This window comes from Pseudomonas sp. R5(2019) (assembly GCF_009905435.1).
Classification (GTDB): Bacteria; Pseudomonadota; Gammaproteobacteria; order Pseudomonadales; family Pseudomonadaceae; genus Aquipseudomonas.
Genome location: NZ_JAAAMT010000051.1, coordinates 1 through 25,459, shown reverse-complemented (window position 1 = coordinate 25,459; position 25,459 = coordinate 1). Strand labels below are relative to the sequence as shown.

Annotated in this window: 25 protein-coding genes; 9 read left to right on the top strand and 16 right to left on the bottom strand. The window is 62.1% G+C overall.

Going from position 1 to position 25,459, the window contains the following annotated elements; genetic code table 11:
- Positions 1-2: 2 nt before the first annotated feature.
- Positions 3-2,246, bottom strand: coding sequence for a heavy metal translocating P-type ATPase (locus GUY40_RS23765; protein ID WP_256675840.1), 2,244 nt, complete (start codon positions 2,244-2,246; stop codon positions 3-5).
- A gap of 81 nt (positions 2,247-2,327) precedes the next feature.
- Here GUY40_RS23765 and cadR point away from each other — a divergent pair, with 81 nt between their 5' ends.
- Positions 2,328-2,777 carry a Cd(II)/Pb(II)-responsive transcriptional regulator gene (gene cadR, locus GUY40_RS23760; protein WP_166571353.1) on the top strand — a complete coding sequence of 150 codons (450 nt, stop codon included), beginning with the start codon at positions 2,328-2,330 and terminating at the stop codon, positions 2,775-2,777.
- A 150-nt stretch (positions 2,778-2,927) separates the two neighbouring features.
- Here cadR and GUY40_RS23755 read toward each other — a convergent pair whose 3' ends face one another.
- From GUY40_RS23755 to GUY40_RS23745, 3 genes are read right to left on the bottom strand one after another with little or no spacing between them, the layout of a single operon-like run.
- Entirely contained in the window at positions 2,928-3,899 is a 972-nt protein-coding gene (locus GUY40_RS23755) for a thymidylate synthase (RefSeq protein WP_166571352.1), read from the bottom strand.
- A 50-nt stretch (positions 3,900-3,949) separates the two neighbouring features.
- A complete protein-coding gene (gene lgt, locus GUY40_RS23750) occupies positions 3,950-4,762 on the bottom strand; it encodes a prolipoprotein diacylglyceryl transferase (RefSeq protein WP_166571351.1) in 813 nt (270 codons plus the stop codon).
- Between the two features lie 13 nt (positions 4,763-4,775).
- Complete coding sequence (locus GUY40_RS23745) at positions 4,776-5,558, bottom strand: sulfite exporter TauE/SafE family protein (protein ID WP_166571350.1); 783 nt, start codon at positions 5,556-5,558, stop codon at positions 4,776-4,778.
- 118 nt (positions 5,559-5,676) lie between these two features.
- Between GUY40_RS23745 and GUY40_RS23740 the strand changes: the two genes are divergently transcribed.
- Positions 5,677-6,441 (top strand): NRDE family protein, encoded by a 765-nt coding sequence (locus GUY40_RS23740; protein WP_166571349.1) that lies wholly within the window; start codon positions 5,677-5,679, stop codon positions 6,439-6,441.
- Positions 6,442-6,524: 83 nt separating this feature from the next.
- Here the strand turns inward: GUY40_RS23740 and ptsP are convergent, their stop codons facing one another.
- Both ptsP and GUY40_RS23730 read right to left on the bottom strand, forming a co-directional pair.
- Positions 6,525-8,804 (bottom strand): phosphoenolpyruvate--protein phosphotransferase, encoded by a 2,280-nt coding sequence (gene ptsP, locus GUY40_RS23735; RefSeq protein WP_166571348.1) that lies wholly within the window; start codon positions 8,802-8,804, stop codon positions 6,525-6,527.
- Between the two features lie 22 nt (positions 8,805-8,826).
- The gene (locus GUY40_RS23730; RefSeq protein ID WP_166571347.1) at positions 8,827-9,306 is read right to left on the bottom strand and encodes an RNA pyrophosphohydrolase; all 480 of its coding nucleotides are present in this window, start codon (positions 9,304-9,306) and stop codon (positions 8,827-8,829) included.
- A gap of 141 nt (positions 9,307-9,447) precedes the next feature.
- On the opposite strand from GUY40_RS23730, the gene GUY40_RS23725 reads away from it, so the two are divergent.
- The gene (locus GUY40_RS23725; protein WP_166571346.1) at positions 9,448-10,104 is read left to right on the top strand and encodes an HAD family phosphatase; all 657 of its coding nucleotides are present in this window, start codon (positions 9,448-9,450) and stop codon (positions 10,102-10,104) included.
- Positions 10,105-10,218: 114 nt separating this feature from the next.
- Here GUY40_RS23725 and GUY40_RS23720 read toward each other — a convergent pair whose 3' ends face one another.
- A complete protein-coding gene (locus GUY40_RS23720) occupies positions 10,219-10,608 on the bottom strand; it encodes a DUF2269 family protein (RefSeq protein WP_166571345.1) in 390 nt (129 codons plus the stop codon).
- Between the two features lie 37 nt (positions 10,609-10,645).
- Positions 10,646-12,160: a threonine ammonia-lyase, biosynthetic gene (gene ilvA / locus GUY40_RS23715; RefSeq protein ID WP_166571344.1), complete on the bottom strand. Its 1,515-nt coding sequence runs from the start codon at positions 12,158-12,160 to the stop codon at positions 10,646-10,648.
- Positions 12,161-12,306: 146 nt separating this feature from the next.
- On the opposite strand from ilvA, the gene rpiA reads away from it, so the two are divergent.
- A complete protein-coding gene (rpiA, locus tag GUY40_RS23710; RefSeq protein ID WP_166571343.1) occupies positions 12,307-12,978 on the top strand; it encodes a ribose-5-phosphate isomerase RpiA in 672 nt (223 codons plus the stop codon).
- Between the two features lie 57 nt (positions 12,979-13,035).
- Here the strand turns inward: rpiA and GUY40_RS23705 are convergent, their stop codons facing one another.
- The 3 genes from GUY40_RS23705 to GUY40_RS23695 form a co-directional block, all read right to left on the bottom strand.
- On the bottom strand, positions 13,036-13,956 hold the full coding sequence (locus tag GUY40_RS23705) for an SdiA-regulated domain-containing protein (RefSeq protein WP_166571342.1): 921 nt from the start codon (positions 13,954-13,956) through the stop codon (positions 13,036-13,038).
- A gap of 89 nt (positions 13,957-14,045) precedes the next feature.
- On the bottom strand, positions 14,046-14,711 hold the full coding sequence (locus tag GUY40_RS23700) for a fumarylacetoacetate hydrolase family protein (RefSeq protein ID WP_166571341.1): 666 nt from the start codon (positions 14,709-14,711) through the stop codon (positions 14,046-14,048).
- Between the two features lie 41 nt (positions 14,712-14,752).
- Positions 14,753-16,150: an FAD-binding oxidoreductase gene (locus GUY40_RS23695; protein WP_166571340.1), complete on the bottom strand. Its 1,398-nt coding sequence runs from the start codon at positions 16,148-16,150 to the stop codon at positions 14,753-14,755.
- A gap of 172 nt (positions 16,151-16,322) precedes the next feature.
- Between GUY40_RS23695 and serA the strand changes: the two genes are divergently transcribed.
- Positions 16,323-17,552: a phosphoglycerate dehydrogenase gene (gene serA / locus GUY40_RS23690; protein ID WP_166571339.1), complete on the top strand. Its 1,230-nt coding sequence runs from the start codon at positions 16,323-16,325 to the stop codon at positions 17,550-17,552.
- A gap of 101 nt (positions 17,553-17,653) precedes the next feature.
- Here the strand turns inward: serA and GUY40_RS23685 are convergent, their stop codons facing one another.
- Entirely contained in the window at positions 17,654-18,127 is a 474-nt protein-coding gene (locus GUY40_RS23685) for a DUF4399 domain-containing protein (RefSeq protein WP_166571338.1), read from the bottom strand.
- A 165-nt stretch (positions 18,128-18,292) separates the two neighbouring features.
- Between GUY40_RS23685 and GUY40_RS23680 the strand changes: the two genes are divergently transcribed.
- Positions 18,293-18,874, top strand: a complete 582-nt coding sequence (locus tag GUY40_RS23680) for a transporter substrate-binding domain-containing protein (RefSeq protein ID WP_166571337.1) — start codon at positions 18,293-18,295, stop codon at positions 18,872-18,874.
- On the opposite strand, the gene GUY40_RS23675 is transcribed toward GUY40_RS23680, so the two are convergent.
- Together GUY40_RS23675 and GUY40_RS23670 are read right to left on the bottom strand one after the other, a co-directional pair.
- Positions 18,871-19,356: a DUF523 domain-containing protein gene (locus tag GUY40_RS23675; RefSeq protein ID WP_166571336.1), complete on the bottom strand. Its 486-nt coding sequence runs from the start codon at positions 19,354-19,356 to the stop codon at positions 18,871-18,873. The two genes, GUY40_RS23680 and GUY40_RS23675, sit on opposite strands and share 4 nt — an antisense overlap.
- A 1-nt stretch (position 19,357) precedes the next feature.
- Positions 19,358-19,990: a 2OG-Fe(II) oxygenase gene (locus GUY40_RS23670; RefSeq protein ID WP_166571335.1), complete on the bottom strand. Its 633-nt coding sequence runs from the start codon at positions 19,988-19,990 to the stop codon at positions 19,358-19,360.
- A 117-nt stretch (positions 19,991-20,107) separates the two neighbouring features.
- Between GUY40_RS23670 and GUY40_RS23665 the strand changes: the two genes are divergently transcribed.
- On the top strand, positions 20,108-20,854 hold the full coding sequence (locus tag GUY40_RS23665) for a DUF2059 domain-containing protein (protein WP_166571334.1): 747 nt from the start codon (positions 20,108-20,110) through the stop codon (positions 20,852-20,854).
- A gap of 77 nt (positions 20,855-20,931) precedes the next feature.
- On the opposite strand, the gene GUY40_RS23660 is transcribed toward GUY40_RS23665, so the two are convergent.
- Positions 20,932-21,876 (bottom strand): alpha/beta hydrolase, encoded by a 945-nt coding sequence (locus GUY40_RS23660; protein WP_166571333.1) that lies wholly within the window; start codon positions 21,874-21,876, stop codon positions 20,932-20,934.
- Between the two features lie 97 nt (positions 21,877-21,973).
- Here GUY40_RS23660 and GUY40_RS23655 point away from each other — a divergent pair, with 97 nt between their 5' ends.
- Together GUY40_RS23655 and GUY40_RS23650 are read left to right on the top strand one after the other, a co-directional pair.
- Positions 21,974-22,552 (top strand): DUF6436 domain-containing protein, encoded by a 579-nt coding sequence (locus GUY40_RS23655; protein WP_166571367.1) that lies wholly within the window; start codon positions 21,974-21,976, stop codon positions 22,550-22,552.
- A 40-nt stretch (positions 22,553-22,592) separates the two neighbouring features.
- Positions 22,593-24,989 (top strand): penicillin acylase family protein, encoded by a 2,397-nt coding sequence (locus GUY40_RS23650; RefSeq protein WP_166571332.1) that lies wholly within the window; start codon positions 22,593-22,595, stop codon positions 24,987-24,989.
- Between the two features lie 69 nt (positions 24,990-25,058).
- Here GUY40_RS23650 and GUY40_RS23645 read toward each other — a convergent pair.
- Positions 25,059-25,459 (bottom strand): ABC transporter permease subunit (locus GUY40_RS23645; RefSeq protein WP_166571331.1); only part of this gene is annotated, 401 nt, incomplete at its 5' end.

Below are 25,459 nucleotides of genomic sequence, written 5' to 3'. Positions count from 1 at the left end.
CCTCACTTGCTCAACAACCGCAAGCCATTGAAGACCACCAGCAAGCTCACGCCCATATCGGCAAACACGGCCATCCACATGGTGGCCATGCCGGCGAAGGTCATGGCCAGGAAGATCGCCTTGATCCCCAGCGCCAACCCGATGTTCTGCATCAGGATGGCACGGGTGGTGCGCGAGAGCCTGATAAAGGCCGGTATCTTGCGCAAATCGTCGTCGATCAGCGCTACATCGGCGGTTTCGATGGCGGTGTCGGTGCCGGCCGCCGCCATGGCAAAGCCGATTTCGGCACGGGCCAGGGCCGGGGCGTCGTTAATGCCGTCGCCGACCATGCCAACCCGGTGCCGGGCAGCGTAGAGGTCGTCGATGGCTTGCAGCTTGTCGGCGGGCAGCAGGTTGCCGCGGGCCTGGTCGATGCCGACTTGAGCCGCAATCGCCTCGGCGGTGTGCGGGTTGTCGCCGGTCAGCATCAGGGTCTTGATGCCCAGCTCATGCAGTTGCGCGATGGCCTCGCGGCTGCTGTCCTTGACCGTGTCCGCGACGGCGAACAGCGCCAGCGGGCCGCTGGCATCGAGCAACAACACCACGGTCTTGCCCTGGCGCTCCAGTTGATCGAGCCGGGCTTCCAGCTCGGGGGAGCAGAGGTTGAGTTCTTCGACGAGGCGGTGGTTACCCAGATGGTAGGTGACGCCATTGATGTCACCGCGTACCCCGCGACCGGCGAGTGCGGTAAACGCCTCAACCGGCAGCAGTGAACCCTCGGATTTCTGAGCAATCGCCAGCGATACCGGGTGGTCGGAACGCGCAGCCAGGCTGGCCGCGATGATCGGCCCGGTGTCGGCAACCCGTGGGTCGAGCACCACACAATCGGTCTGCACCGGCTTGCCGTGGGTGAGGGTACCGGTCTTGTCCAGGGCCAGAACGTCGAGTTTGTGACCGGCTTCGAGATAGACGCCACCCTTGATCAGAATGCCTTTGCGCGCCGCAGCGGCCAGCCCGCTGACGATGGTCACCGGCGTCGAAATCACCAGCGCACACGGGCAGGCCACCACCAACAGGACCAGCGCGCGATAGATCCAGTCGAACCAGAGTCCGGACATGAACAGCGGCGGGATCACCGCGACGGCCAGCGCAACAACAAACACCGCCGGGGTATAGATCCGCGAGAAGCGATCGACAAAGCGCTGGGTCGGCGCCTTGGCGCCTTGAGCTTGCTCAACGGCATGGATAATCCGCGCCAGGGTCGATTGGTTGGCGGCAGCGGTGACGCGATACTCCAGCGCACCCGCCTGGTTGATGGTGCCGGCAAACAGCTTGTCGCCCACTGATTTCTCGACCGGCAGGCTTTCACCCGTGATCGGTGCCTGATCGACGCTGGATTGCCCCGACAGCACTTCACCGTCCAGGCCGATCCGCTCCCCCGGGCGCACCCGCACCCGGGCACCCAGGGCCACGTCCTTGACGTGCTGCTGCCGCCATTGGCCATCGGCCTGCAGCACGGTGGCCAGATCCGGGGCCAGTTGCATCAGGCCGCCAATGGCACGGCGGGCGCGGTCGAGCGAGTGGGCTTCGATCAGTTCGGCGAGCGTAAACAGGAACATCACCATGGCTGCTTCAGGCCACTGGCCGATCAACACCGCACCGGTCACGGCGATGCTCATCAGCGCGTTGATGTTGAGGTTGCGGTTTTTCAGGGCGATCCAGCCCTTTTTATAAGTGCCCAGCCCACCGCTGAGAATCGCCACCAAGGCGACCAGCGCCACCACCCAGTCTGGCGCCCACTGGCCGAAGTGGATAACTTCCGCCGCCACCGCCGCCACGCCGGAAAGCGCCAGCGGCCACCACGGCTTTTTCGCTGCCGGGGCCTGGGACGCAGGGGATGCGCCCTGCTCCAGCGGTTCGGCCTGCATGCCCAACGAAGCGATGGCCTGCACAATCGGCTCGGTGCCGGGCAAGGCATGGCGCACGCCGAGGATGCGGTTGACCAGGTTGAACTCCAGCTGCTCGATGCCGGCAAGCTTGCCCAGCTTGTCCTGGATCAGGGTCTGTTCGGTCGGGCAATCCATGGCCTCGATCCGAAAGCGGCTCAGGCGCGCGCCAGCGCTGGGCGCTTCACTGAACAGGACCTGCGAAGGCGCCTCGGTGGTCGCCGAGCAGCAGCTTTTCTGATGACCATGGCAATGGTTGTGACCGTGTTCGTCGGGCGTGACGGGTGTCAGGCGCGGTGGAACGGGTGTGGGCTGGCTCATGCGGTTCATCCCTAAATGTCCTGTTGCGTAGTGAACACCCTGTAGCCACTATAGGGTCAACACCCACTGGAGATCTTCGGCATGAAAATCGGAGAACTGGCGAAAGCGACCGACTGCCAGGTTGAAACCATCCGCTACTACGAACGGGAAAACCTGCTGCCCGAGCCCGCCCGCAGCGAAGGCAATTACCGCCTCTACACCCAGGCCCACGTCGAGCGCCTGACCTTTATCCGCAACTGCCGCACCCTGGACATGACCCTGGAAGAAATCCGTGGCCTGCTGAACCTGCGCGACAGCCCAGAGGACGCCTGTGAGAGTGTCAATGCGCTGGTGGATGAGCATATCCACCACGTCAAGGCGCGCATCGACGGGCTGATGGCCTTGCAGCAGCAGTTGCTGGAGTTGCGCCAACGCTGCAGCGCACCGAATCACGTGGATCAGTGTGCGATCTTGCAGCAATTGGAAGTCAGCGGTGGGGTAACGGCTCCAGAGACGGAGCACTCCCATGTAGGCAGAAGCCACGGGCATTGACCCGTGGCTTGGGATGAAGCGCGAAAATTCCCTGTGGGAGCGGATTTATCCGCGAATAGCTTCACCGCGGTTTGCATGAGACACCGTGGCGCCTGTATTCGCGGATAATTCCGCTCCCACATTAGGGATGTCGTCGCTTGGTTCCTTGTATCAGACCGCCATCGGTGCGGTCATTGGCGCGTGGTGGTCGTAGCCTTCGAGGCTGAAGTCGCTCGGCTCGATCAGCTCCAGCCACTCGGGCTGGTAAACGCCGGTCTTGGCGAACTCCGGTACGCGCTCGGAGATGACCAGCTTCGGCGCCGGCAGGGGCTCGCGCTTGAGCTGTTCGTTGAGCATGTCCAGGTGGTTCTCGTAGACGTGCGCATCGCCGATGAAATAGGTGAACCAGCGCGGCGTGTAACCGGTCAGGCGACCCACCAGCGACAGCAGCGCAGCGCCTTCCGTCAGGTTGAACGGCGTACCCAGACCCAGGTCGTTGGAGCGAATGTACAGGGTCAGGGAGATTTCCTTCGTCTCGGCATTCGGGTGGAACTGGTACAGCAGGTGGCACGGCGGCAAGGCCATTTCATCGAGCTGGGCGCAGTTCCAGCCGTGGAACAGGATGCGGCGGCTGCCCGGGTCGTTGATGATGGTGTCGACGCACTGGCGAATCTGGTCGATGGCCTTGTACAAAACGACAAAGGCTTCGCCGTCTTCGCAGGCTTCGGCGATCTGCTGGTAACCCTGGCTGCGGGCCAGTTCGATGGCGGCCGGGTTGCTCAGCGGGATGCGCTTGTAGGCCGGCCATTGGCGCCATTGCACGCCGTAGATCTCGCCCAGGTCATCGGTGCCCTGACGGAACGGGTTGGCCAGCCACTGGGCGTTTTCGTTAGCGTTCTGGTCCCAGACCTTGCAGCCCAGCTCGCGGAATTCGGCCGCGTTGTTCACGCCACGCAGAAAACCGACCATTTCGCCGATCGCCGATTTGAATGCCAGCCGGCGGGTAGTGATGGCCGGAAAGCCTTCCTGCAGATCGAAACGCAGCATGGCCCCTGGGAAGCTGATGGTCCGCACACCCGTGCGGTTGCCTTGCAGAGTGCCGTTTTTGATCACATGCGCGACCAGATCAAGATATTGCTTCATGACTTACCTGTATCGAGGCGGGCAGGGCCTGCGCCCTGCCCTGCTGAATTTTAAAGCGCTGCGCCCTTGGCGGTCGGCGCGCGGTGGTAGGCCCACCAGATCAAGCCAATACCCGCGACAATCATCGGTACGCACAGTACCTGACCCATGGTCAGCCAGCCGAAGGCCAGATAGCCAAGTTGGGCGTCCGGCACGCGGACGAACTCGACGATGAAACGGAAAATGCCGTAGAACAGCGCAAACATGCCGGACACCGCCATGGTTGGCCGCGGCTTGCGCGAAAACGCCCAGAGAATCAGGAACAGTGCCACACCTTCGAGGGCAAATTGGTAGAGCTGCGACGGATGGCGCGGCAGCTGGGCCGGATCGCTGAACGACGGGAACACCATCGCCCATGGCAAATCGGTCGGTTTGCCCCAGAGTTCAGCGTTGATGAAGTTGCCAATCCGCCCGGCACCCAGGCCAATCGGCACCAGCGGCGCGATGAAATCCATCAGCTCGAAGAACGACTTGTTGTTGCGCTTGCCAAACCACAGGACCGCCAGCATCACACCGATAAAGCCGCCGTGGAACGACATGCCGCCCTTCCACACTTCGAAGATCAGCGCCGGGTTGGCGAGGTAGGCATGCAGGTCGTAGAACAGCACATAGCCCAGCCGCCCGCCGACAATGACGCCCATGGCGCACCAGAACACCAGGTCGGAGAGCTTTTCGCGGCTCCAGGTCGGATCGAAGCGGCGCAATCTGGCGGATGCCAGCAACCAGGCGCCGCCAATACCGACCAGGTACATCAGGCCGTACCAGTGAATTTTCAGCGGACCAATGGCCAAGGCCACAGGGTCGATCTGCGGGTAAGGCAGCATGGTGACTCCTTCTTCAGAGCAAAAAACTCAAGCCGACACAAAACAGCAGTGCGGCAAACAGCCGTTTAAGCAACCGCGGCGACAGCTTGTGCGCCAGGCGAGCACCGAAACGGGCGAAAAACATGCTGGTCAGGGCAATCCCCAGCAATGCCGGTAAGTACACAAACCCCAGGCTATGGGGCGGCAACAGCGGGTCGTGCCAGCCCAGCACCATGAAACTCAGCGCGCTGGCCACGGCAATCGGAAAGCCACAGGCCGACGAGGTGGCGACCGCTTGCTGCATCGGCAGGCTGCGCCAGGTCAGGAAGGGCACCGTCAGCGATCCGCCGCCAATACCGAAGATTGCCGAGGCCCAGCCGATCACGCTGCCGGCGGCGGTCAGGCCGGCTTTGCCGGGCACCGCGCTGCTGGCCTTGGGCCTGAGATCAAGGGCCATTTGCAAGGACACCAGCACGGCGAACGTACCGATGATTTTTTGCAGGTACGGCCCCTGAATCAGCGAGGCGGTTTTCGCCCCGATGCCCGCGCCGATCAGGATGCCCAGGGTAATCCAGACAAACACCGGCCACTGCACGGCACCGCGCAGGTGATGCTCGCGAATGGCATTGACCGAGGTGAAGATGATCGTCGCCAGTGAGGTGCCCACCGCCAGGTGGGTGAGCACTGAGGCGTCGAAACCCTGCAGGGTGAAGCTGAAGACCAGCACCGGAACGATGATGATGCCGCCGCCCACGCCAAACAGCCCGGCGAGTACGCCCGCGCAAGCGCCCAGAACCAGATAGAGCAGAAATTCCATCGTTGCCCCCAAAATGAGTCCGGCATGGTAACGGAAGCCGGGCCCTCGGCTCTAGTGAAGACGATGGATAGCGCCCGGAAGTCTGGGTAGAGTGAGGGAAATCACAGGGACTTCGCCTATGTGTCTGATTGTGTTTGCCTGGCGGCCGGGCCACGCCCAGCCGCTGATCGTTGCGGCCAACCGCGATGAGTTCTACGCCCGGCCGAGCCAGCCGCTGGCGGCGTGGGAGGAATTTCCCGGGGTGTACGCCGGGCGTGACCTGGAAGCCGGCGGCACCTGGCTCGGCGTCGGTCCCAACGGGCGCTTTGCTGCCTTGACCAATATTCGCAACCCCAACCAGCCGCTGGGGCGTCGCTCGCGGGGCGAACTGGTGGCGGGGTTTCTGACCCGCGAGCAGTCGGTTGATCAGTATTTGAACGAAGTGGCCAGGCGCTCGGATGATTACGCCGGGTTCAATCTGCTGGTGGGCACGGGCGAGCAGCTGGCCTACCTGAGCGCGATTGACCCAGTGCCGAGGGTATTGGCGGCGGGCGTTTATGGATTGTCCAATGCCGGGCTGGATACCCCATGGCCGAAGGTGGTCAAGGCGCGTTCAGCGCTCCAGGCGCGGCTTGAGACGGCTGACCCGCAAGCGCTGTTGAGCGTGCTGGCTGATCCGCAGCCGGCTGCTTTTGCTGAATTACCGGATACGGGGGTGGGCTTGGCGACCGAGAGTCTGCTGTCCAGTGTATTTATCGCCAGCCCAAGCTACGGGACGCGGGCGAGCACTGTGCTGATTGTTGGGGCGGATGGATCGCGGCGGATGGTGGAGCGCAGTTTCGGGCCGTATGGCGGGCATTTGGGGGAGGTAGTGGTGAGTCTTCAGGGCCCTATTCGCGGATAAATCCGCTCCCACAAAAGCCCCCTCCGCATACTATGAGCGGGGAATGTGGGAGCGGATTTATCCGCGAATAGCTGCGACGCGGACTACAGCTTCTTGGGCGAAGCCGGATTGATCATCCGCCCCAGCCCCAGGTTCTTCAGCGTCAGTTGCAGCGTGCTGTGGATCACCTGCGGGTTGTCGATGGTCATGACCTGCGTGAGCAATTCGCTGGATTTGCTCATGCTGATCTGGCGCAGCATCCACTTCACTTTCGGCAAGTTGGTGGCGTTCATCGACAGGCTGTCAAAGCCCATCGCCATCAACAGCACCGCCGCCGCCGGGTCGCCGGCCATTTCACCGCAAATGCTCACCGGCTTGCCTTCGGCATGAGCTTCGGTGACCACGTGCTGCAGGGCCTGCAGCACCGCCGGGTGCATATAGTCGTAGAGGTCGGCAACGCGCGGGTTGTTGCGGTCCACCGCCAGCAGGTATTGGGTCAGGTCGTTGGAGCCGACCGAGAGGAAATCCACCTGCCGCGCCAGTTCGCGGGTCTGGTAGACCGCGGCCGGAATCTCGATCATCACCCCCACTGGCGGCATCGGCACGTCGGTGCCTTCGTCGCGCACTTCACCCCAGGCGCGGTGAATCAGGTGCAGGGCTTCTTCCAGTTCATGGATACCGGAAATCATCGGCAGCAGAATGCGCAGGTTGTTCAGGCCTTCACTGGCCTTGAGCATGGCGCGGGTCTGGACCAGGAAGATTTCCGGGTGGTCGAGGGTCACGCGGATGCCGCGCCAGCCCAGGAACGGGTTGTCTTCCTTGATGGGGAAATACGACAGCGCCTTGTCACCACCGATGTCCAGGCTGCGCATGGTCACCGGTAGCGGGTGGAAGGCGGCCAGTTGTTCGCGGTAGATCGCCAGCTGTTCTTTCTCGCTGGGAAAGCGCTGGTTGATCATGAACGGGACTTCGGTGCGGTACAGGCCGACACCTTCAGCGCCGCGTTGCTGCGCCCGCGCCACATCGGCCAGCAGGCCGGTGTTGACCCACAGTGGCATGCGGTGGCCATCGAGGGTCACACAGGGCAACTCGCGCAGGGCATCGAGGCCCTGGGACAGCTGACGCTCTTCTTCCACCACGACGGCGTATTGCTTGCTCAGCACGTCACTGGGGTTGGTATAGACCTCACCGTGGTAGCCATCGACGATCATGCCGATGCCATCGACTTTCGAATACGGCAAGTCGACCACGCCCATGACCGTCGGGATGCCCATGGCCCGTGCCAGGATCGCCACGTGGGAGTTGCCCGAGCCCAATACCGACACCAGGCCGACCAGCTTGCCCTCCGGCACTTCGCCGAGCATGGCCGGGGTCAGCTCTTCACTGACCAGAATGGAGTTGTCGGGGTAGACCAGGGTTTGCTGGCGAGCCTCTTGCAGATAAGCCAGCAGGCGCCGGCCCAGGTCCTTGACGTCCGAGGCACGCTCGCGCAGGTATTCGTCGTCCATCAGCTCGAAACGGTTGACGTGCTCGACCACCACCTGACGCAAGGCGCCCTGGGCCCATTGGCCGGTCTTGATGACCTGCACCACTTCGCCGCCCAGCGCCGCGTCTTCGAGCATCATCAGGTAAACGTCGAACAAGGCCCGTTCTTCCGGGCGCAGCTGGGTAGCCAGCTTCGCCGACAGGGTGCGCATGTCTTCGCGCACGCCTTCGAGGGCATTGTTGAAAAGCTTGAGTTCGGCATCAATGTCGGTGACGGACTTGTCCGGCACCACGTCCAGGTCAGCCGGCGGCAGCATGACCACCGCGGTACCGACCGCGGCACCGGGGGAGCCCGGGACACCGACGAACTTGGCTTCCTGGATACCCTTGCCCTGACGGCCCAGGCCACGGATGGAGCCGGTCGCTTCAGCGTGGGCGATAACCCCGGCCAGCTGCGCGCTCATGGTGACCAGGAAGGCTTCTTCGCCCTCGTCGAACTGGCGACGCTCCTTTTGCTGGATAACCAGAACCCCCACGACCCGACGGTGGTGGATGATCGGTGCGCCCAGGAAGGAAGCGAAGCGTTCTTCGCCGGTTTCGGCAAAGTAGCGATAGCGCGGGTGGTCGGCGGCGTTTTCCAGGTTCAGCGGTTCTTCACGTGTACCGACCAGCCCCACCAGACCCTCGTTCGGGGCCATGCTGACCTTGCCGATCGAACGTTTGTTCAAGCCCTCGGTGGCCATCAGCACAAACCGGTTGGTTTCCGGGTCGAGCAAGTAGACCGAGCAGACCTGACTGCTCATGGCCTCCTTGACGCGCATGACAATGATCCCCAACGCCGACTTGAGATCCTTGGCGGAGTTGACTTCCTGGACGATCTTGCGCAGCGTATTGAGCATGGCTCGGGGTCGAACTCCGTCGTCAGTCGCGCGCCAGCAGGCGCGGGGCAAGCTCTTTTAGTGCGCGGCGGTAAACCTCGCGCTTGAATGTCACCACCTGGCCCAGCGGGTACCAATAGCTGACCCAACGCCAGCCATCGAATTCCGGTTTACCGGTCAAATCCATCCTGACTCGCTGCTCGTTGGAAATCAGCCGCAGCAGGAACCACTTCTGTTTCTGGCCAATGCACAACGGCTGGCTGTGGGTCCTGACCAGACGCTGGGGTAAACGATAACGCAACCAGCCACGGGTGCAGGCAAGAATTTCCACATCCTGGCGCTCCAGCCCTACTTCTTCGTTCAGCTCGCGGTACAAGGCCTCTTCCGGCGTTTCCTGGGGGTTGATACCTCCCTGGGGAAACTGCCAGGCATCCTGGTTGATACGCCGCGCCCATAGCACCTGACCGGCATCATTCGTCAGAATAATCCCGACATTGGGGCGGAAACCATCGGGGTCGATCACGGCAGCAACCTCGCAAACGCATGTCCCCGCATTGTTCCACAAAGCTTGGGAAAGCAGCAACGCGCCCGCCTACCTTATGTGCACTGTTGTGAAAAGACCGTATTCTGTGAACCTTTTCTGAACTTCAAGCGAGAGACTTCAATGCGCCTGGCAATATTCGACCTGGACAACACTCTGCTCGGCGGCGACAGCGATCACGCCTGGGGGGATTACCTCTGCGAGCGCGGAATCCTTGACCCGGTCGCCTACAAGAATCGCAACGATGAGTTCTACCAGGATTACCTGGCCGGCAAGCTGGACTTGAATGCCTACCTGGAATTCACTCTGGAAATTCTTGCGAGCACCGAGATGGCCCAGCTCGATGAATGGCACAACGATTTCATGCGCGACTGCATCGAACCGATCGTGCTGCTCAAGGGCCTGGCCTTGCTGAAAAAGCACCGCGATGCAGGCGACACGCTGGTGATCATCACCGCGACCAACCGTTTCGTCACCGGCCCGATTGCCGCGCGCCTGGGCGTGGAGACGTTGCTGGCTACCGAATGCGAAATGGCCGACGGCCGCTACACCGGCCGCAGTACCGATATACCGTGCTTTCGTGAAGGCAAGGTGACGCGCTTGAACCGCTGGCTGGAAGAGACCGGACTGAACCTTGAAGACAGCTACTTCTATAGCGACTCGATGAACGACCTGCCGCTGCTGGAGCAGGTGGCTAACCCGGTGGCCGTGGACCCGGATCCGAAGCTGCGGGCCGAAGCCGAGCGTCGTGGTTGGGAAGTGATTTCGCTGCGCGACTAAGACCGCGTGAAGCCCATTCGCGGATAAATCCGCTCCCACAAAAGCCCTGCACCTCTAAAGTGGGGAGCTTTTATGTGGGAGCGGATTTATCCGCGAAGCTTTTAAGGTCAAACCTCAAACCGGCTTGACGAGCATCAACACCAACACCGCCACAAACATCACGCCCGCCACTCCAGCCAGCGTCGCTGCCCAGCGCACCCGGCCCAGCCGCCCCGGCAACAACAGCCAGCAGATGCACCCCAGCATATAAAGCAGTGCCCCACCCAGCAGCCAGGTTTGCCCCAGCGGCCAGCCCACGGTATGCACCAGCCACCAGCCGCTGAAAGGCAAGCTGAACAAGCCCAGCCCCATCAACAGCCAGATAAACAGCCAAGGCCGCTGCACCAGGGTGGTATAGCCCTGCGCTCGCACCCGCCAGGCGCGGTAGCCCAAGGCGGCGATGCAGCCGAATACCACCAGGGTCGCCAAGCCGTGTGCCAGCTTGAGTGCCGTCAACGTTTCCATATCACCGTCCTGTGGCCAACCATGGAGTCAGCGTAGGTCAGCCCAGGAAGAGCTGGTACGCCGGGTTGTCCGATTCATCCCAGTACGGATAGCCGATCGCCTCCAGCGCTTGCGGCACCAGGTGCCGTTCGTCGTCCGGCACCTGCAGCCCGGCGACTACCCGGCCGTCGGCCGCGCCGTGGTTGCGGTAGTGGAACATGGAGATGTTCCAGCGCCCGCCCAGCTTGTTCAGGAAGTTGAACAGCGCACCCGGGCGCTCGGGGAACTCGAAACGCAGCACCAGCTCATCGCTGACCCGCGCCGCTCGGCCACCGACCATATGGCGAATGTGCAGCTTGGCCAGTTCGTTGTCCGTCAGATCCTGCACAGGAAAGCCCTGCGCCGTCAGGCTTTCAAGCAACGCGCTGCGTGGATCATTTTCCGGGTGGGTCTGCACGCCAACGAAGATGTGCGCTTCGCCTTCGTTGTGATAGCGGTAGTTGAATTCGGTGATCTGGCGCTTGCCGATAGCTTCACAGAAAGCCTTGAAGCTGCCCGGCTTCTCCGGAATGGTCACGGCGATGATCGCTTCACGGCCTTCGCCCAGTTCGGCGCGCTCGGCCACATGGCGCAGGCGGTCGAAGTTGACGTTGGCGCCGGAGTCTATGGCCACCAGGGTCTGGCCGCTGACGCTGCGCGACTCGACATAGCGCTTGATGCCGGCAACGCCCAAGGCGCCGGCAGGTTCGGTGATCGAGCGGGTATCGTCGTAGATGTCCTTGATAGCGGCGCAGATTTCGTCGGTGCTGACGGTAATCACTTCATCCACATGGTGGCGGCAGATATCAAAGGTGTGCTGGCCAATCTGCGCCACTGCCACACCGTCGGCAAACAGCCCGACCTGCCCCAACACCACGCGCTCACCCGCCGCCATCGCCGCTTGCAGGCAATTGGAGTCATCCGGCTCGACGCCGATCACCTTGACTTCAGGACGCAGGTATTTCACGTACGCCGCGATCCCGGCAATCAGCCCGCCGCCGCCGACCGGGACAAAGATCGCATCCAGCTGGCCCGGGTGCTGGCGCAGGATTTCCATGGCCACGGTACCCTGCCCGGCAATGGTGTCGGGGTCATCGTAGGGGTGGATATAAACATAGCCCTTCTCTTCGACCAGCTTGAGCGAGTACGCCAGCGCCTCCGGAAACGAGTCGCCGTGCAACACCACCTTGCCGCCGCGCGAGCGCACGCCTTCAACCTTGATTTCAGGGGTGGTCTTGGGCATCACGATGATGGCCTTGATCCCCAGCTCCCGAGCAGCCAGAGCCACACCCTGGGCATGGTTGCCCGCCGATGCCGTCACCACGCCGCGCGCCAGTTCTTCCGGGCTCAACTGGGCCATCTTGTTGTAGGCACCGCGAATCTTGAACGAGAACACCGGTTGCAGGTCTTCACGTTTGAGCAGCACCTGGTTGCCCAGACGCTTGGACAGCTGCCCGGCAGCCTGCAGCGGGGTTTCCACGGCAACATCGTAAACGCGCGAGGTGAGGATCTTTTTGACGTACTGTTCAAGCATCGGAAGCATCACTGACGATCAAGGGCGGGAGCCCCGGAGTCTACCCCGACGCTGCGCCAAACGGCCACCGCAAAGCCAAGGTTTTAGCCGCACAAGCGGCTATAATGCCGGCCTTCCCGTTACTCCTCGCCCGCTCCGGAGCCCGCATGACCCAGGACCAACTCAAACAGGCCGTCGCCCAGGCCGCTGTCGACTTCATTCTGCCCAAGCTCGATGACAAGAGCATCGTCGGCGTCGGCACCGGCTCCACCGCCAACTGCTTTATTGATGCCCTGGCCCAGCACAAGGGTGCCTTCGATGGCGCGGTCGCCAGCTCCGAAGCCACCGCGGCACGCCTGAAGGGCCACGGTATTGCGGTGTACGAGTTGAACACGGTCAGCGACCTTGAGTTTTACATCGACGGCGCCGACGAGAGTGACGAGCACCTGAACCTGATCAAGGGCGGCGGCGCGGCCCTGACCCGCGAGAAAATTGTCGCGGCCGTGGCCAAGACCTTTATCTGCATCGCCGACGGCAGCAAGCTGGTGCCGGTGCTGGGCGCCTTCCCGCTGCCGGTCGAAGTGATCCCGATGGCGCGCAGTCACGTTGCCCGTCAGCTGGTGAAGCTGGGCGGCGACCCGGTGTACCGCGAAGGCGTCATCACCGATAACGGCAACATCATCCTCGACGTGCACAACCTGCAGATCACCAACCCGGTGGAGCTCGAAGCGCAGATCAACGCCATTGTCGGCGTGGTCACCAACGGCCTGTTCGCGGCGCGGCCGGCGGATCTGTTGCTGCTGGGGACGGCTGAAGGCGTGAAAACCCTGACAGCGTGAGAACACCGGGGGCCGTTGCACGGCCCATCGGGATTTACAGCCAGCTGATCAAAAACTTTAATGGCGCTTGGGTACAAACCGGTAGAACAGGTCGGGTTCGCTGACAATATACAGGTTGCCCGCTTCATCCATGGTCGCGCCTTCAGCACGAGGGATGGTCTTGCCCAAGCCATTGAAGCCGCGCAACAGGGTGATAAAGCTGACCTGCTCACCGTTTTCGTCCAGTTCCATCAGCAGGCGTGAGTCTGCGGACAGCACCAGCAAGTGACCGGTGCGCGGGTCAACCGCCAGCGCGGAGAGGTTGCGTATGTCCAGGGCGCTGTTCTCCAGCTTGACCTTGTCACCCTGCAATTGTGGGCTGCCGTCGCTTTTCCAGGTGAACAATGCCGGCGGACGCTCTTCGCCGAGGATCAGTTGCTGGCGCTGTGGGTCCCAGGCGATGGCTTCAAAGGCCTTGTTCTGGTTGGCCGACGAGCCCAGCTCGTATTGCGTGAAATCCTTGAGGTTCAACGACTCGGTGGTGGCGTCGACAGTCACGATGGTCAGTTGATGGTCGCGCTCATCGACAATCGCCAGATGCTGACCATCTAGCACCGCCACCCCTTCAGGGTTGCTCCAGCCCACCAGCGGGATTTTGCGCAGCACATCACCGTCCAGCGTCAGCTCGACCAGGAACGGGTTCTTGCCCATGACGGCAAACAGGGTTTTGGTCGCAGGGTTGTAGGAAACATCAGAAGCTTCATCGTCTTCCATGCCAGGCAACACCTTGGCGTCGATGTCGACCCGATAATCGGGAAGCCAGACGCTTTCCAGCCGCTCGGTCTTGCTCTGGAAGCGTTCCTTGATCCAGAACACCGCCCGGTTATCCCAATGCATTGCGATCGAAACGCCATAGGCAATGACAGCGATAACGGTCAGCCAGAAAGACCAACGCCGGTGCAGGCGTTTACGACCGGTGGAGCGAAGAGGAACGACCATCGATTGCTTCCCTGATTTTTTTCGAACAGTAACGCGTTACCGGCAGGCGAGACAGCTGCCGACACCCCACGGTGCCGACAGCCAGGACATCACAAAACGCGGGTTTCGAAGCGGCTGACACCGGGCAGCTCCAGCACCAGTTCATCACCCTGCTCAAGCGGGCCGACGCCCACCGGGGTGCCGGTCAGGATCACATCACCGGCTTGCAGGGAAAACATCGCCGCCATGTGCTGGATCATCGGCACGATGGGGTTGAGCATCAAGTGACTGTTGCCATCCTGGCGAACCTCGCCATTGATGGTCAGACGAATGCCGATATCCGTGAGGTCAGGGAAAGTGCTGGCCGGAACGAAGGGGGTCAGTACGCAGGCGCCATCGAAGGATTTGGACAACTCCCACGGCAGGCCCTTTTCCTTGAGCTTCGATTGCAGGTCACGCAAGGTCAGATCCAGCGCCGGAGCAAAACCGGAAATGGCATCGATCACTTCCTCGGCACTGGGCCTGGTCGACAGGGACTTGCCGAGCAACACTGCAATTTCAGCCTCATAGTGCACAGCCCCACGGTCAAACGGCAGCGCAAAGCCGCCTGCAGCCTCTACCACGCAACTGCCGGGCTTGATGAACAGCAACGGCTCGGTGGGTATCGGGTTATTCAGCTCCTTGGCATGTTCGGCATAGTTACGACCGATACACACCACCTTACCCAACGGAAAGTGAACGCGCGTTCCGTCGACATACTGGTGCTGGTAGCTCATTCCCCACTCCTGGTTTGTTGATTGCTTTGAATCTGTTCCGATTACTGAACCGCGAAAATCTTGCCGGGGTTCATGATTCCGTTCGGGTCAAAGACTGCCTTGACCGCTTTCATGTAGGCAATTTCAGCTTCGGAGCGGCTGTACTCCAGGTAATCGCGCTTGGTCATGCCCACCCCATGTTCGGCAGAAATCGAGCCATTGTACTTCTGCACGATCTCGAACACCCACTTGTTCACCACCGCGCATTGAGCGAAGAACTCGTCCTTGCTCAGGTTTTCAGGCTTGAGGATGTTCAGGTGCAGGTTGCCATCGCCTATGTGGCCGTACCAGACCACTTCAAAGTCTGGGTATTTTTCGCCGACGATCGCATCAATATCCTTGAGAAAGGCCGGAACCTTGGACACCGTCACCGAAATGTCGTTTTTGTACGGGGTCCAGTGGGCGATGGTTTCGGAGATGAACTCGCGCAGTTTCCAGAGGTTTTGCAGTTGCTGTTCGCTTTGGCTCATCACGCCATCGAGCACCCAGCCCTGCTCGATGCAATGCTCGAAGGTGCCCAAAGCATCGTCGAGCACTTCTTCGGTGACCGCTTCGAATTCCAGCAGCACGTAGAATGGGCACGGAGTCTCGAACGGCGCCGGCACATCGCCACGACCGAGGATCTTGGCCAACGCTTTGTCGGAAAAAAACTCGAAGGCGGTCAGATCGAGCTTGTTCTGGAAGGCATGCAGCACCGGCATGATCGAGTCGAAGTCCGTCGTGCCCAGCACCATGGCGGTCAGGTTGCGCGGGGCGCGGTCCAGGCGCATGGTCGCTTCGACCACAAAGCCGAGCGTGCCTTCGGCACCGATGAACAGCTGACGCAAGTCATAGCCGGTGGCGTTCTTGATCAGGTCCTTGTTCAGCTCAAGGATGTCGCCCTTGCCGGTCACCACCTTCAGGCCAGCGACCCAATTGCGGGTCATGCCGTAACGAATGACCTTGATCCCGCCGGCATTGGTGCCAATATTGCCGCCAATCTGGCTGGAACCGGCCGAGGCGAAGTCAACCGGGTAGTAGAGACCCTGTTCTTCAGCCAGATGCTGCAATTGTTCGGTGATGACCCCCGGCTGGCAGACCACGGTGCGGTCGACGGTATTCACGTCCAGCACCTGGTTCATGTAGTCGAATGCGACCACCACCTCGCCATTGGCCGCCACCGCCGCCGCCGACAGCCCGGTGCGCCCGCCCGAGGGCACCAGCGCAATGCGATGGCGATTGGCCCAGAGCACGATGGCCTGGACTTGCTCGATGGTTTTGGGGAACACGATCGCTGTTGGCGCAGGCGGGTAGTGCTTGGTCCAGTCCTTGCCGTAGGTGTCCAGCGAAGTGGGATCGGTCAGCACCTTGCCGGGCTCGACAAGGGTCTTCAATTCATCAATCGGCGCAAGAACAGTCATCGAAAGAACTCTCGAACAATTCATAGTCACCCTGAGCACTCTTCAAGTGCCAGGGATGGGCGGATCAAGGGGTAGTCATGCTAGCATACGCCCCCGCTGATCGTGCTTCAGGCCGATTCTGCGCCAGCTCCATTTCCCTGCCATTTTTTCTCCGGGACACAGGTTTACGCAGATGAGCAAGACTTCTCTCGATAAGAGCAAGATCAAGTTCCTTCTTCTCGAAGGCGTCCACCAATCCGCCGTGGACGTCCTCAAGGCCGCCGGCTATACCAGCATCGAGTACCACACCAAGGCACTGCCGGAAGCCGAGCTGAAGGAAAAGATCGCCGATGCCCACTTCATCGGCATTCGCTCGCGCACTCAACTGACCGAAGAGGTTTTCGATTGCGCCAAGAAACTGGTCGCCGTCGGCTGTTTCTGCATCGGCACCAACCAGGTTGACCTGGACGCGGCCCGCGAGCGCGGCATCGCAGTCTTCAACGCCCCTTACTCCAACACCCGCTCCGTTGCCGAGCTGGTACTGGCCGAGGCCATCCTGCTGCTGCGCGGCATCCCCGAGAAGAACGCTTCCTGCCACCGTGGTGGCTGGATCAAGAGCGCGGCCAACTCCTTCGAGATCCGCGGCAAGAAGCTGGGCATCATCGGTTACGGCTCGATCGGTACGCAGCTGTCGGTCCTGGCCGAAGGCCTGGGCATGCAGGTGTACTTCTACGACACCATCACCAAACTGCCGCTGGGTAACGCCACCCAGGTTGCCAGCCTGACCGAACTGCTCGGCATGTCCGACATCGTCTCGCTGCACGTGCCTGAAACCGCGGCCACCCAGTGGATGATGGGCGAGAAGGAAATCCGTGCCATCAAGAAAGGCGGCATCCTGATCAATGCCGCGCGCGGCACCGTGGTCAAGCTGGACGCCCTGGCCGACGCGATCAAGGACCAGCACCTGATCGGCGCCGCCATCGACGTGTTCCCGGTCGAACCGCGCTCCAACGATGACGTGTTCGAAAGCCCGCTGCGCGGCCTGGACAACGTCATCCTGACCCCACACATCGGCGGCTCCACCGCTGAAGCCCAGGCCAACATCGGCCTGGAAGTGGCCGAGAAGCTGGTCAAGTACAGCGACAACGGTACTTCGGTGTCGTCGGTCAACTTCCCTGAAGTGGCCCTGCCGGCTCACCCGGGCAAGCACCGTCTGCTGCACATCCACGAAAACATTCCGGGCGTGCTCAGCGAGATCAACAAAGTGTTCGCCGAAAACGGCATCAACATCTCCGGTCAGTTCCTGCAGACCAACGAGAAAGTCGGTTACGTGGTGATCGACGTCGATGCCGATTACTCGGACCTGGCGCAAGCCAAACTCCAGCAGGTCAAGGGCACTATTCGTTCCCGCGTTCTGTTCTGAGTTAGAACTCACGTTGTAAAACAGGGTGACCCCATCGCGGGCAAGCCCTGCTCCTACCGGGTAGGAGCAGGGCTTGCCCGCGATGCTTTTCAGGGCCCGGATTATTTAACCGTGACAGTGATCTTCTTCGATTCGACACTTGGCTTGAACGGCACATGGGCCTTGTCGCCCAACACCAGTTGCAAGGTGTGCTTGCCCGGCGCCAAGGTGATCCTGGCTTCGGTCTGAGCCTTGCCGAAGTGCAGCACTTGAGGGCCGGCAGGCAGTGGCTGGTTGTTCTCCGGAATCATGATTATCGGCAGTACCGTATCGGCGGCCGGCGCCTTGTCGACATCCACCAGCAAGTGATGGTGGCCGGTGTTCGGGGTGACGTCACCGGCAGGCTTGAGCTCCATGCCTTCAATACCGAATTTGACGGTAAAGGTCTTGTCGACCGTGGCGCCGTCGGCCGGCGATACGAAAAACACCTTCGCACCCGCAGGTGCTGGCGCACCTTGCAGTCCTTCGGCGACACTGTAGGCCGACATACCGACCAACAAACCGGCCACTGCAATGCGCGAGAGTAGACGTTTCATTCACTTCTCCTATGATTTACTGCACGGGATCGAGGACGATAATTAAATAGCGTAGTTGGCAAACAACTTCGCAGGAATGTGGTCCTAGCTTGCGTTCGACTTCGACACTGCCAAAAAGTCGAGGCGGGCCCAATACTTTTCATATACCAAGAACAAGGGGCGCAGATGCGTTTGACCATAGGGGTACTGCTAGCAGCCCTGATCAGCCCGATGGCACATGCCGAACTGATCGACGAAATCAATGACCGCAATGAGCTGCGAATTGCCGTGGAAGCCAACACCCCGCCGTTCAATTTCAAGGAAGGCGACAAGTTGACCGGCTTTGAAGTCGAGTTGGGGGAAGCGCTCGCCCGGGAGATGGATGTCTATCCGTCCTTTATCGTGACCGACCAGGCTGATTTGTTGGCAGGGGTGGAAAGCGGCAAGTACGACATCGCCCTGAACCACATCACGGCCACGCCCGAGCTCAAGGAGCGCCTGGACTTCAGCTCATCCTACGTTCAATCAAAAGCCAAACCGCCAGAGCCGGCCCCGGCCGACGCACTGGTCATCCCCTTCGCGCCCAAAGCCCTCGACGCAGCGGCCGCCAGCACAAAGCCGGTGAACTTGGCGATTCCCTTCCAGAAGAACAACCCCGCCTTCCAGAGCGTGCTGGATAACGCCTTGCAACGGCTGAAGGACAATGGCCGGCTGGACGAGTTGTCGCAGAAATGGCTCGGCGCCCACGCTCAGGGCACCGCGCCTTAGGACAAGGCGTCCAGCGCGAGGGCGGCCTCAGGCAGCTCCAGCTCGCTGAACACCTGCACGCCGCGGCGGCGCAACAGCGACGTGGTGACGCCCTCGCCGCTGACCTTGATACCGCCGAAGGTGCCGTCGTAGGTCAGCGTATTACCGCAGGATGGGCTGCCCGACTTGAGCACGGCAATGCGGATGCCGTGCGCGTGCACCAGGCGCAAGGCTTGCTCGGCACCGGCCATGAACGCGTCGGTGACATCACTGCCATCACGGGTAATGACCTGATTGTGCCCGTCAAGCACCGAGCCGCCCTGCCCGCCCGGGATTTCCGCCGCAGGCCGGGGGGTCGGCAAGCCACCGGCGACTTCCGGGCACAGCACCACCAGCCGGCCTTCCTGCTGCCAGGCGCGCAGCTGATCGAACTGGCCGCTGTCCTTGCCGTCATAGCGCACCGGCTGGCCGAGCAGGCAGGCGCTGACCAGAATCTTCTGCATCTCAGAACGGCTCGTTGCCACGGCGGCGGAACCAGCCGGTCAAAGACAGCCGATCACGATTGGCGGGGAGTACCTCGTGCGGCATTTCACCGGAGAGGAAGACCACCAGGCAACCGCCGGCCGGCAATACGTCGTGCACCGTGTCGTCCTTGAGGTACATGCGCAGTTGGCCGCCATCGTCTGGCAGCCAGCCCTCATTGAGGTACACCACCGCCGATACCGAGCGCCGGTCGTCATCGCGAAAGCGGTCGACATGGCGTCGGTAAAACGCGCCGGGCGGGTACAGCGCAAAATGGCTTTCGAAGTCTTCAAGCCCCATGAACAATCCGCGGTTAAGGGCTTCGCGCAGGCTGTTCATCACGTCCAGATAAGCGTCGCAAACCTCGGACTGGCCGGGGTCGAGCCAGAGGATACGGTCGCCACGAATGCCCTCGCGGACCTCCAGGGCCGGGCCGCGACCAACCGCCGCCGGAGCCAACTCACCGGCTGCGGCACGTGCGCGACACTCGCCCGCCAACGCCTGGGTCAGCGCGTGGGGCAAGAAGAGGTCTTGCCGCGACCAGCCATGGGTGGCCAGGTCATCGACAATACGTAACAGCAGCGGATGATCATGGGATATGTGCATGGCGCGCATAGTATCGATGTGCCAATAAAACCGACAGAGCCACTTGGCGGCGTTACATGACAGAGGATTCTCGACAAAGCCCCGCCACCCCACGGACAATAGCGGCCTGCCGACAGGAGTCCATCAATGCGCCGTCTGTTTTTCCTGCTCATGCTGTTCTGTTCCGCGCCCACTTGGGCAGACGCCCTCGACCAGTTGTACAAGGTCGCTGGCTGGCCGGAACAACGTGCGCATTTTACCGATGCCCTCAATGCCGCCCAACAGCGCTACCGCAGCAGCTTGCCACCTGCGGTTTACCAGACGCTGGTGAACAATAGCAACCAGCGCTTCGCCCCCCAGGCCATGGACAAACGCGCCGAAGCTCACCTGCGCCAGAACCTGGCCAATCCGAAGCCAGCGCTGGCGTTCTTCCAGTCGCCACTGGGGCGCAAGATTGTCGCCGCCGAACTGCTCGCCACCCGCCACGACCAGTTGGCCAAGAACGCCAAGGGCCTGCCGAAGATGGAGGCCAGCGCCACCCGCGCCCTGCTGATTCGCCACCTGGCGCAAGCCTTGCCCGCGCGCGAAGCCGGCGCCGAAGTGAGCCTGGCCATCGCCGGGGTCGCCGCCGACAGCCTGAGCCAGATGATCCCCGGCCTGCTCGGCGGCGGTCAGGCCCAGGGCATGCTCGATGGTCAGCGTAAGCGCCTGATGGCGCAGATAGGCAGCGACCTGGACAACACGCTGCTGTATGTCTATCGCGACCTGTCCGATCCGGAACTGGAAGAGTTCGCCAACTTCGCCGAGTCTCCCGACGGCAAGGCCTATTACAAGGCCGCCCTGGCCGCCATCCGCGCCGGCCTTGCGGTCGGCCAACCCACCTCGGACCTGTAGGAGCAGAGCTTGCTCGCGATGGGGCGCGCAGCGGCCCCAGGGTCTGCTACGCAGCCCATCGCGAGCAAGCTCTGCTCCTACACACCCAGGTGCTGGGTCAGAAAGCCGAAATATCGCTCACGAATCGCCGGCAACTCATTGGCCAGATGGTGCCGGGCCTGCGGCAACATCAGAATTCTCGGCGCAGCGAATTTTTTCTCCAGCACCGCCAGGTTGTAAGGCCAATCCACTGTCATGTCGGCTTGCCCCTGAATAATCATCGGTGAACGCGTGCTGCTCGGTGCCGCCTCGATTTTGCGCACCCACGCCAGCAATGCGCCGACCCAGGCCGTGGGCAAGCGCCGCGGTTGCAGCGGATCGGTCTGCAGGAACGGCAGAAAGGTCGGGTCATTGGTGTTTTCGCTGAAGCGCCGGGCAATGCCTTTGACGAACGGCCTGAGCAGCCGGTAGCTGAATTTCAACCAGCCCCAGGCACGCGGGCGAACCAGTGGCGCGAGCAGGATCACCTCGCCCTTGATCGGGCTGTCGATGCCTTGGTGCAGCAGATGGTCGATGGCAATCGCCCCACCGGTGCTTTGCCCGCACAGGTGCCAGGGCGTGGGCAGCGCCAGATTGCGGGCTTGCTCGAAAAGCGCCTCGAGCACACGCTGGTAATCATTGAAGTCACCGATGCTGGCGCGCTCGCCACTGGACAGGCCGTGCCCCGGAAGGTCGCAGGAAATGACAGCGAAGCCTTGATCCAGCGCCCAGTCGATCACATGCCGATAAAGCCCCATGTGATCGTAGAAACCGTGCAGCAGAAACAGCGTCGCCACCGGCGCTTCAGGCCGCCAGAGCTGTGCGACCAGCTCGAAGCCCGCTGCCTCGAAGCGCCCTAGCCCGCTGACCGTCCGTTTCTTGCGCTCAGGCAAATCCAGCCCGTAAAAGCGTTGATAGGCCTTGGCCTGCGTCGACAGCGGCTGCAGCGCGGCCAAAGGCGACAGGCTGGCCCGCAGGGTATCGGCTTGGAACATCGCTGGCATGGCTTTCCCGATCACAGTGCTGGCGGAGTCGAACTGCGATATTCATCTGTCCGGGCAAGCATGGCAAGCTAGCCGCCCACAATCGGAAACACCGCACATGGCCCGTGCCCGCTACAAGCCTGTTCTGTTCTGCCTTTGCGCCCTGCTCTGTGCCTACGGGCTCTGGGCGGCGTACCAATGGTTCGAGGGGCGCTACATCCGCCCGTTCGCCGAGCAGACCGCGCTGTTCGCCGGCGACATCCTCAGCCTGCCCACCCACCTGGCCGGGCCGGGGCCGATTCGGCTGGTGCACTTCTGGGACCCGGCCTGCCCCTGCAATGTCGGCAATCAGCAACACCTGGCCGAGCTGATCGAGCGTTTCGGCCCGCAGGGCGTGGCCTTCCATGCCGTGCAAAAGCCCGGCAGCCAGGGCCGTCTGCCGGACACCCTGCAAGCGCTCAAGCCGTTGCCAGACCTGCCCGGTGCCGGGCAAATACCTGCAAGCCCGGCCGTGGCGATCTGGGACCGAGCCGGCCACCTGGCGTATTTCGGGCCTTACAGCGAAGGCGCCACCTGCAACTCCAGTAACAGTTTTATCGAACCCATCCTGCGCGCCTTGAGCGAGGATCGACCGGTCAACGCCACGCATACGCTGGCGGTGGGCTGTTATTGCCAGTGGCAACCACCTGGCCGCTGAACCGGTGTCCCATCAATCAACAACAAGAACAGGGAGTTCAATGAAACGCAGCCTGACGATTCTGGCCGTAGCCGTCGCCACCATTGCCGCTGGCGCCACCTGGTATGTACACAGCAAGCAACCGGTGCGCAGTGGCGAGGTAACCCTCGCAGGGCTGCAAGCGCCGGTCACGGTGCGCTACGACAACCGGGGCGTACCGCATATCCGCGCCGAAAACGAGGCCGACCTGTACCGCGGCCTGGGTTATGTGCACGCCCAGGACCGGCTGTTCCAGATGGAAGTCATGCGCCGCCTGGCCCGTGGCGAGCTGGCCGAGGTGCTCGGTGCCAAGCTGCTGGACACCGACCGGATGTTCCGCAGCCTGCGTATTCGTGAACACTCTCAACTGGTGATTGCCCGCCAGAACAAGCAGTCGCCGGCCTGGAAGGCGCTGCAAGCCTATCTGCAAGGCGTTAACGCCTATCAGGACACGCACCCCAAACCCATGGAGTTCGATGCGCTGGGCATCCCCAGCCGGCCGTTTACCGCCGAAGACACCATCAGTATCGCCGGGTACATGGCCTACAGCTTTGCCGCCGCCTTTCGCACCGAACCGCTGCTGACCTACGTGCGCGATCAGCTGGGGTCGGACTACCTGAAGGTCTTTGATCTGGACTGGCATCCCGAAGGCGCGCTGCAAGCTTCCCCCCAACTGGGGGCCAACGACTGGAAACAGTTGGCCCAGCTTGCCCGGCTCAGCCAGCAGGCGCTGGTGGACAACGGCCTGCCGCAGTTCGAAGGCAGCAACGCCTGGGCTGTCAGTGGCCGTCGGACACAAAGCGGCAAGCCGCTGCTGGCGGGCGATCCGCATATTCGATTCGCGGTGCCTTCGGTCTGGTATGAAGCGCAACTCTCGGCGCCAGGCTTCGAACTGTACGGCTATCACCAGGCGCTCAATCCGTTTGCGTCGCTGGGCCAGAACCTGCACTTCGGCTGGAGCCTGACCATGTTCCAGAACGACGACATCGACCTGATTGCCGAGAAGGTCAACCCGGACAACCCCGAGCAAGTCTGGGTCAACGGTCAGTGGGCCGACCTGACCCGCAGCGAGCAACAGGTTGCGGTCAAGGATGCAGCGCCGGTCACCATCACCTTGCGCCAGTCGCCTCACGGGCCGATCGTCAACGATGTGATCGGCCCCAACGCCGGCATCGCGCCCATCGCCATGTGGTGGTCCTTCCTGGAGACCGAAAACCCGATCCTCGACGGCTTCTACGAATTCAACCGCGCCGACACCCTGGACAAGGCCCGCAGCGCCGCCGAAAAAATCCAGTCACCGGGGCTGAATCTGGTCTGGGCCAATGCCGCGGGCGACATTGGCTGGTGGGCGGCGGCGCAGCTGCCGATTCGCCCCGAGGGGGTGAACCCGGCGTTCATTCTCGACGGTAGCAGCGACGATGCGCGCAAACTCGGCTTCTATCCCTTCAGCGCCAACCCGCAGGAAGAGAACCCGGCCCGCGGCCATATCGTGTCGGCCAATGCCCAGCCGGTTTCGCCCACCGGAACGCCGATTCCCGGCTACTACAACCTGGCCGATCGCGGCCAGCAGTTGCACCTGCAATTGAGCGACGCGACGGTCAAGTGGGACACGAAGAACAGCCAGGCCTTGCAGCTCGGCACAGCGACCGCCTATGGCCCCCGAACCCTCGCGCCACTGATACCGGTGCTGCGTGAAGTGGTCACCGACCCTGGTGAAAAGGAACTGCTCGAAGACCTCGCAGCCTGGCAAGGCGACTTCCCGGTTGAGTCGCTGAGCGCGACGGTGTTCAGCCAGTTTCTCTATGAACTGGCTCGCGCAGCGATGCATGACGAACTGGGTGACGCGATGTTCGACACTCTGCTCTCGACCCGCGTACTGGACGCCACCCTGCCGCGGCTGGCTGCCGACCCACAATCGCCCTGGTGGGGCGAGCACGGCACGGCCAATCAGGGCAGTCGCCGCGAGACCGTCAAGCGTGCCTGGGGCAACAGCATCAGCCACCTGAAGGCCACCCTCGGCAAGAACCCGCATGACTGGCAATGGGGCAAGGTGCATACCCTTACCCACGGTCATGCGTTGGGGCGGCAGAAGCCGCTGGACCGGCTGTTCAACATCGGCCCGTTCGCAGCACCCGGCAGCCATGAAGTGCCCAACAACCTGTCCGCCAAGATTGGCCCCGCGCCTTGGTCTGTGACCTATGGGCCGTCGACGCGGCGGCTGATCGACTTCGCCAAGCCCGGCAAGGCGCTGACGATTAATCCGGTTGGGCAGAGTGGGGTGCTGTTTGACCGGCATTATGCGGATCAGGCGAAGGGGTATATCGAGGGGGGCTATCGGCAGGTGCTGATGGATGAGGCGGATGTGGCGCTGGGGACAGTGAGCACCTTGAAGTTGGTGCCCGGTGGTGATCGGCTTTAGAAAGGGTTGAGGCTCATCGCGGGCAAGCCCTGCTCCTACAGTAGGAGCAGGGCTTGCCCGCGAATGGGCCTACACCGAAGCCGGCGCCGGCGTCCGGCGTGGGTCCGGTTGCTTCCACGAGTCGGCAGCGCTTTCCTCGATGGCTTGCTGGATCGCACGGCGACGGCGCTCTTCGGCCTGACGACTGAAGTACCAGACCAAAAAGGTCACGAAGGAGACCGCCAGCAGAATCAGGCTGGCGACGGCGTTGATCTCTGGTTTCACGCCCAGGCGCACCGCCGAGAACACTTCCATCGGCAAGGTGGTCGAACCCGGGCCGGATACGAAGCTGGCCAACACCAGGTCATCCAGCGACAGGGCGAAGGACATCATCCCGCCCGCCGCCAGCGACGGCGCGATCATCGGGATGGTGATCAAAAAGAACACCTTCCACGGCCGCGCGCCCAGGTCCATGGCCGCCTCTTCGATCG

Coding starts and splice junctions, on each gene's coding strand:
- GUY40_RS23700 (WP_166571341.1), bottom strand. CDS start 14,711: ATGAGCTACCAGCACCAGTATGTCGACGGAACGCGCGTTCACTTTCCG.
- GUY40_RS23680 (WP_166571337.1), top strand. CDS start 18,293: ATGCGTTTGACCATAGGGGTACTGCTAGCAGCCCTGATCAGCCCGATG.
- GUY40_RS23685 (WP_166571338.1), bottom strand. CDS start 18,127: ATGAAACGTCTACTCTCGCGCATTGCAGTGGCCGGTTTGTTGGTCGGT.
- GUY40_RS23670 (WP_166571335.1), bottom strand. CDS start 19,990: ATGCGCGCCATGCACATATCCCATGATCATCCGCTGCTGTTACGTATT.
- GUY40_RS23705 (WP_166571342.1), bottom strand. CDS start 13,956: ATGGTCGTTCCTCTTCGCTCCACCGGTCGTAAACGCCTGCACCGGCGT.
- GUY40_RS23725 (WP_166571346.1), top strand. CDS start 9,448: ATGCGCCTGGCAATATTCGACCTGGACAACACTCTGCTCGGCGGCGAC.
- cadR (WP_166571353.1), top strand. CDS start 2,328: ATGAAAATCGGAGAACTGGCGAAAGCGACCGACTGCCAGGTTGAAACC.
- ilvA (WP_166571344.1), bottom strand. CDS start 12,160: ATGCTTGAACAGTACGTCAAAAAGATCCTCACCTCGCGCGTTTACGAT.
- GUY40_RS23660 (WP_166571333.1), bottom strand. CDS start 21,876: ATGCCAGCGATGTTCCAAGCCGATACCCTGCGGGCCAGCCTGTCGCCT.
- GUY40_RS23765 (WP_256675840.1), bottom strand. CDS start 2,246: ATGAGCCAGCCCACACCCGTTCCACCGCGCCTGACACCCGTCACGCCC.
- GUY40_RS23755 (WP_166571352.1), bottom strand. CDS start 3,899: ATGAAGCAATATCTTGATCTGGTCGCGCATGTGATCAAAAACGGCACT.
- GUY40_RS23650 (WP_166571332.1), top strand. CDS start 22,593: ATGAAACGCAGCCTGACGATTCTGGCCGTAGCCGTCGCCACCATTGCC.
- GUY40_RS23740 (WP_166571349.1), top strand. CDS start 5,677: ATGTGTCTGATTGTGTTTGCCTGGCGGCCGGGCCACGCCCAGCCGCTG.
- GUY40_RS23745 (WP_166571350.1), bottom strand. CDS start 5,558: ATGGAATTTCTGCTCTATCTGGTTCTGGGCGCTTGCGCGGGCGTACTC.
- GUY40_RS23655 (WP_166571367.1), top strand. CDS start 21,974: ATGGCCCGTGCCCGCTACAAGCCTGTTCTGTTCTGCCTTTGCGCCCTG.
- GUY40_RS23720 (WP_166571345.1), bottom strand. CDS start 10,608: ATGGAAACGTTGACGGCACTCAAGCTGGCACACGGCTTGGCGACCCTG.
- ptsP (WP_166571348.1), bottom strand. CDS start 8,804: ATGCTCAATACGCTGCGCAAGATCGTCCAGGAAGTCAACTCCGCCAAG.
- rpiA (WP_166571343.1), top strand. CDS start 12,307: ATGACCCAGGACCAACTCAAACAGGCCGTCGCCCAGGCCGCTGTCGAC.
- GUY40_RS23695 (WP_166571340.1), bottom strand. CDS start 16,150: ATGACTGTTCTTGCGCCGATTGATGAATTGAAGACCCTTGTCGAGCCC.
- lgt (WP_166571351.1), bottom strand. CDS start 4,762: ATGCTGCCTTACCCGCAGATCGACCCTGTGGCCTTGGCCATTGGTCCG.
- serA (WP_166571339.1), top strand. CDS start 16,323: ATGAGCAAGACTTCTCTCGATAAGAGCAAGATCAAGTTCCTTCTTCTC.
- GUY40_RS23665 (WP_166571334.1), top strand. CDS start 20,108: ATGCGCCGTCTGTTTTTCCTGCTCATGCTGTTCTGTTCCGCGCCCACT.
- GUY40_RS23675 (WP_166571336.1), bottom strand. CDS start 19,356: ATGCAGAAGATTCTGGTCAGCGCCTGCCTGCTCGGCCAGCCGGTGCGC.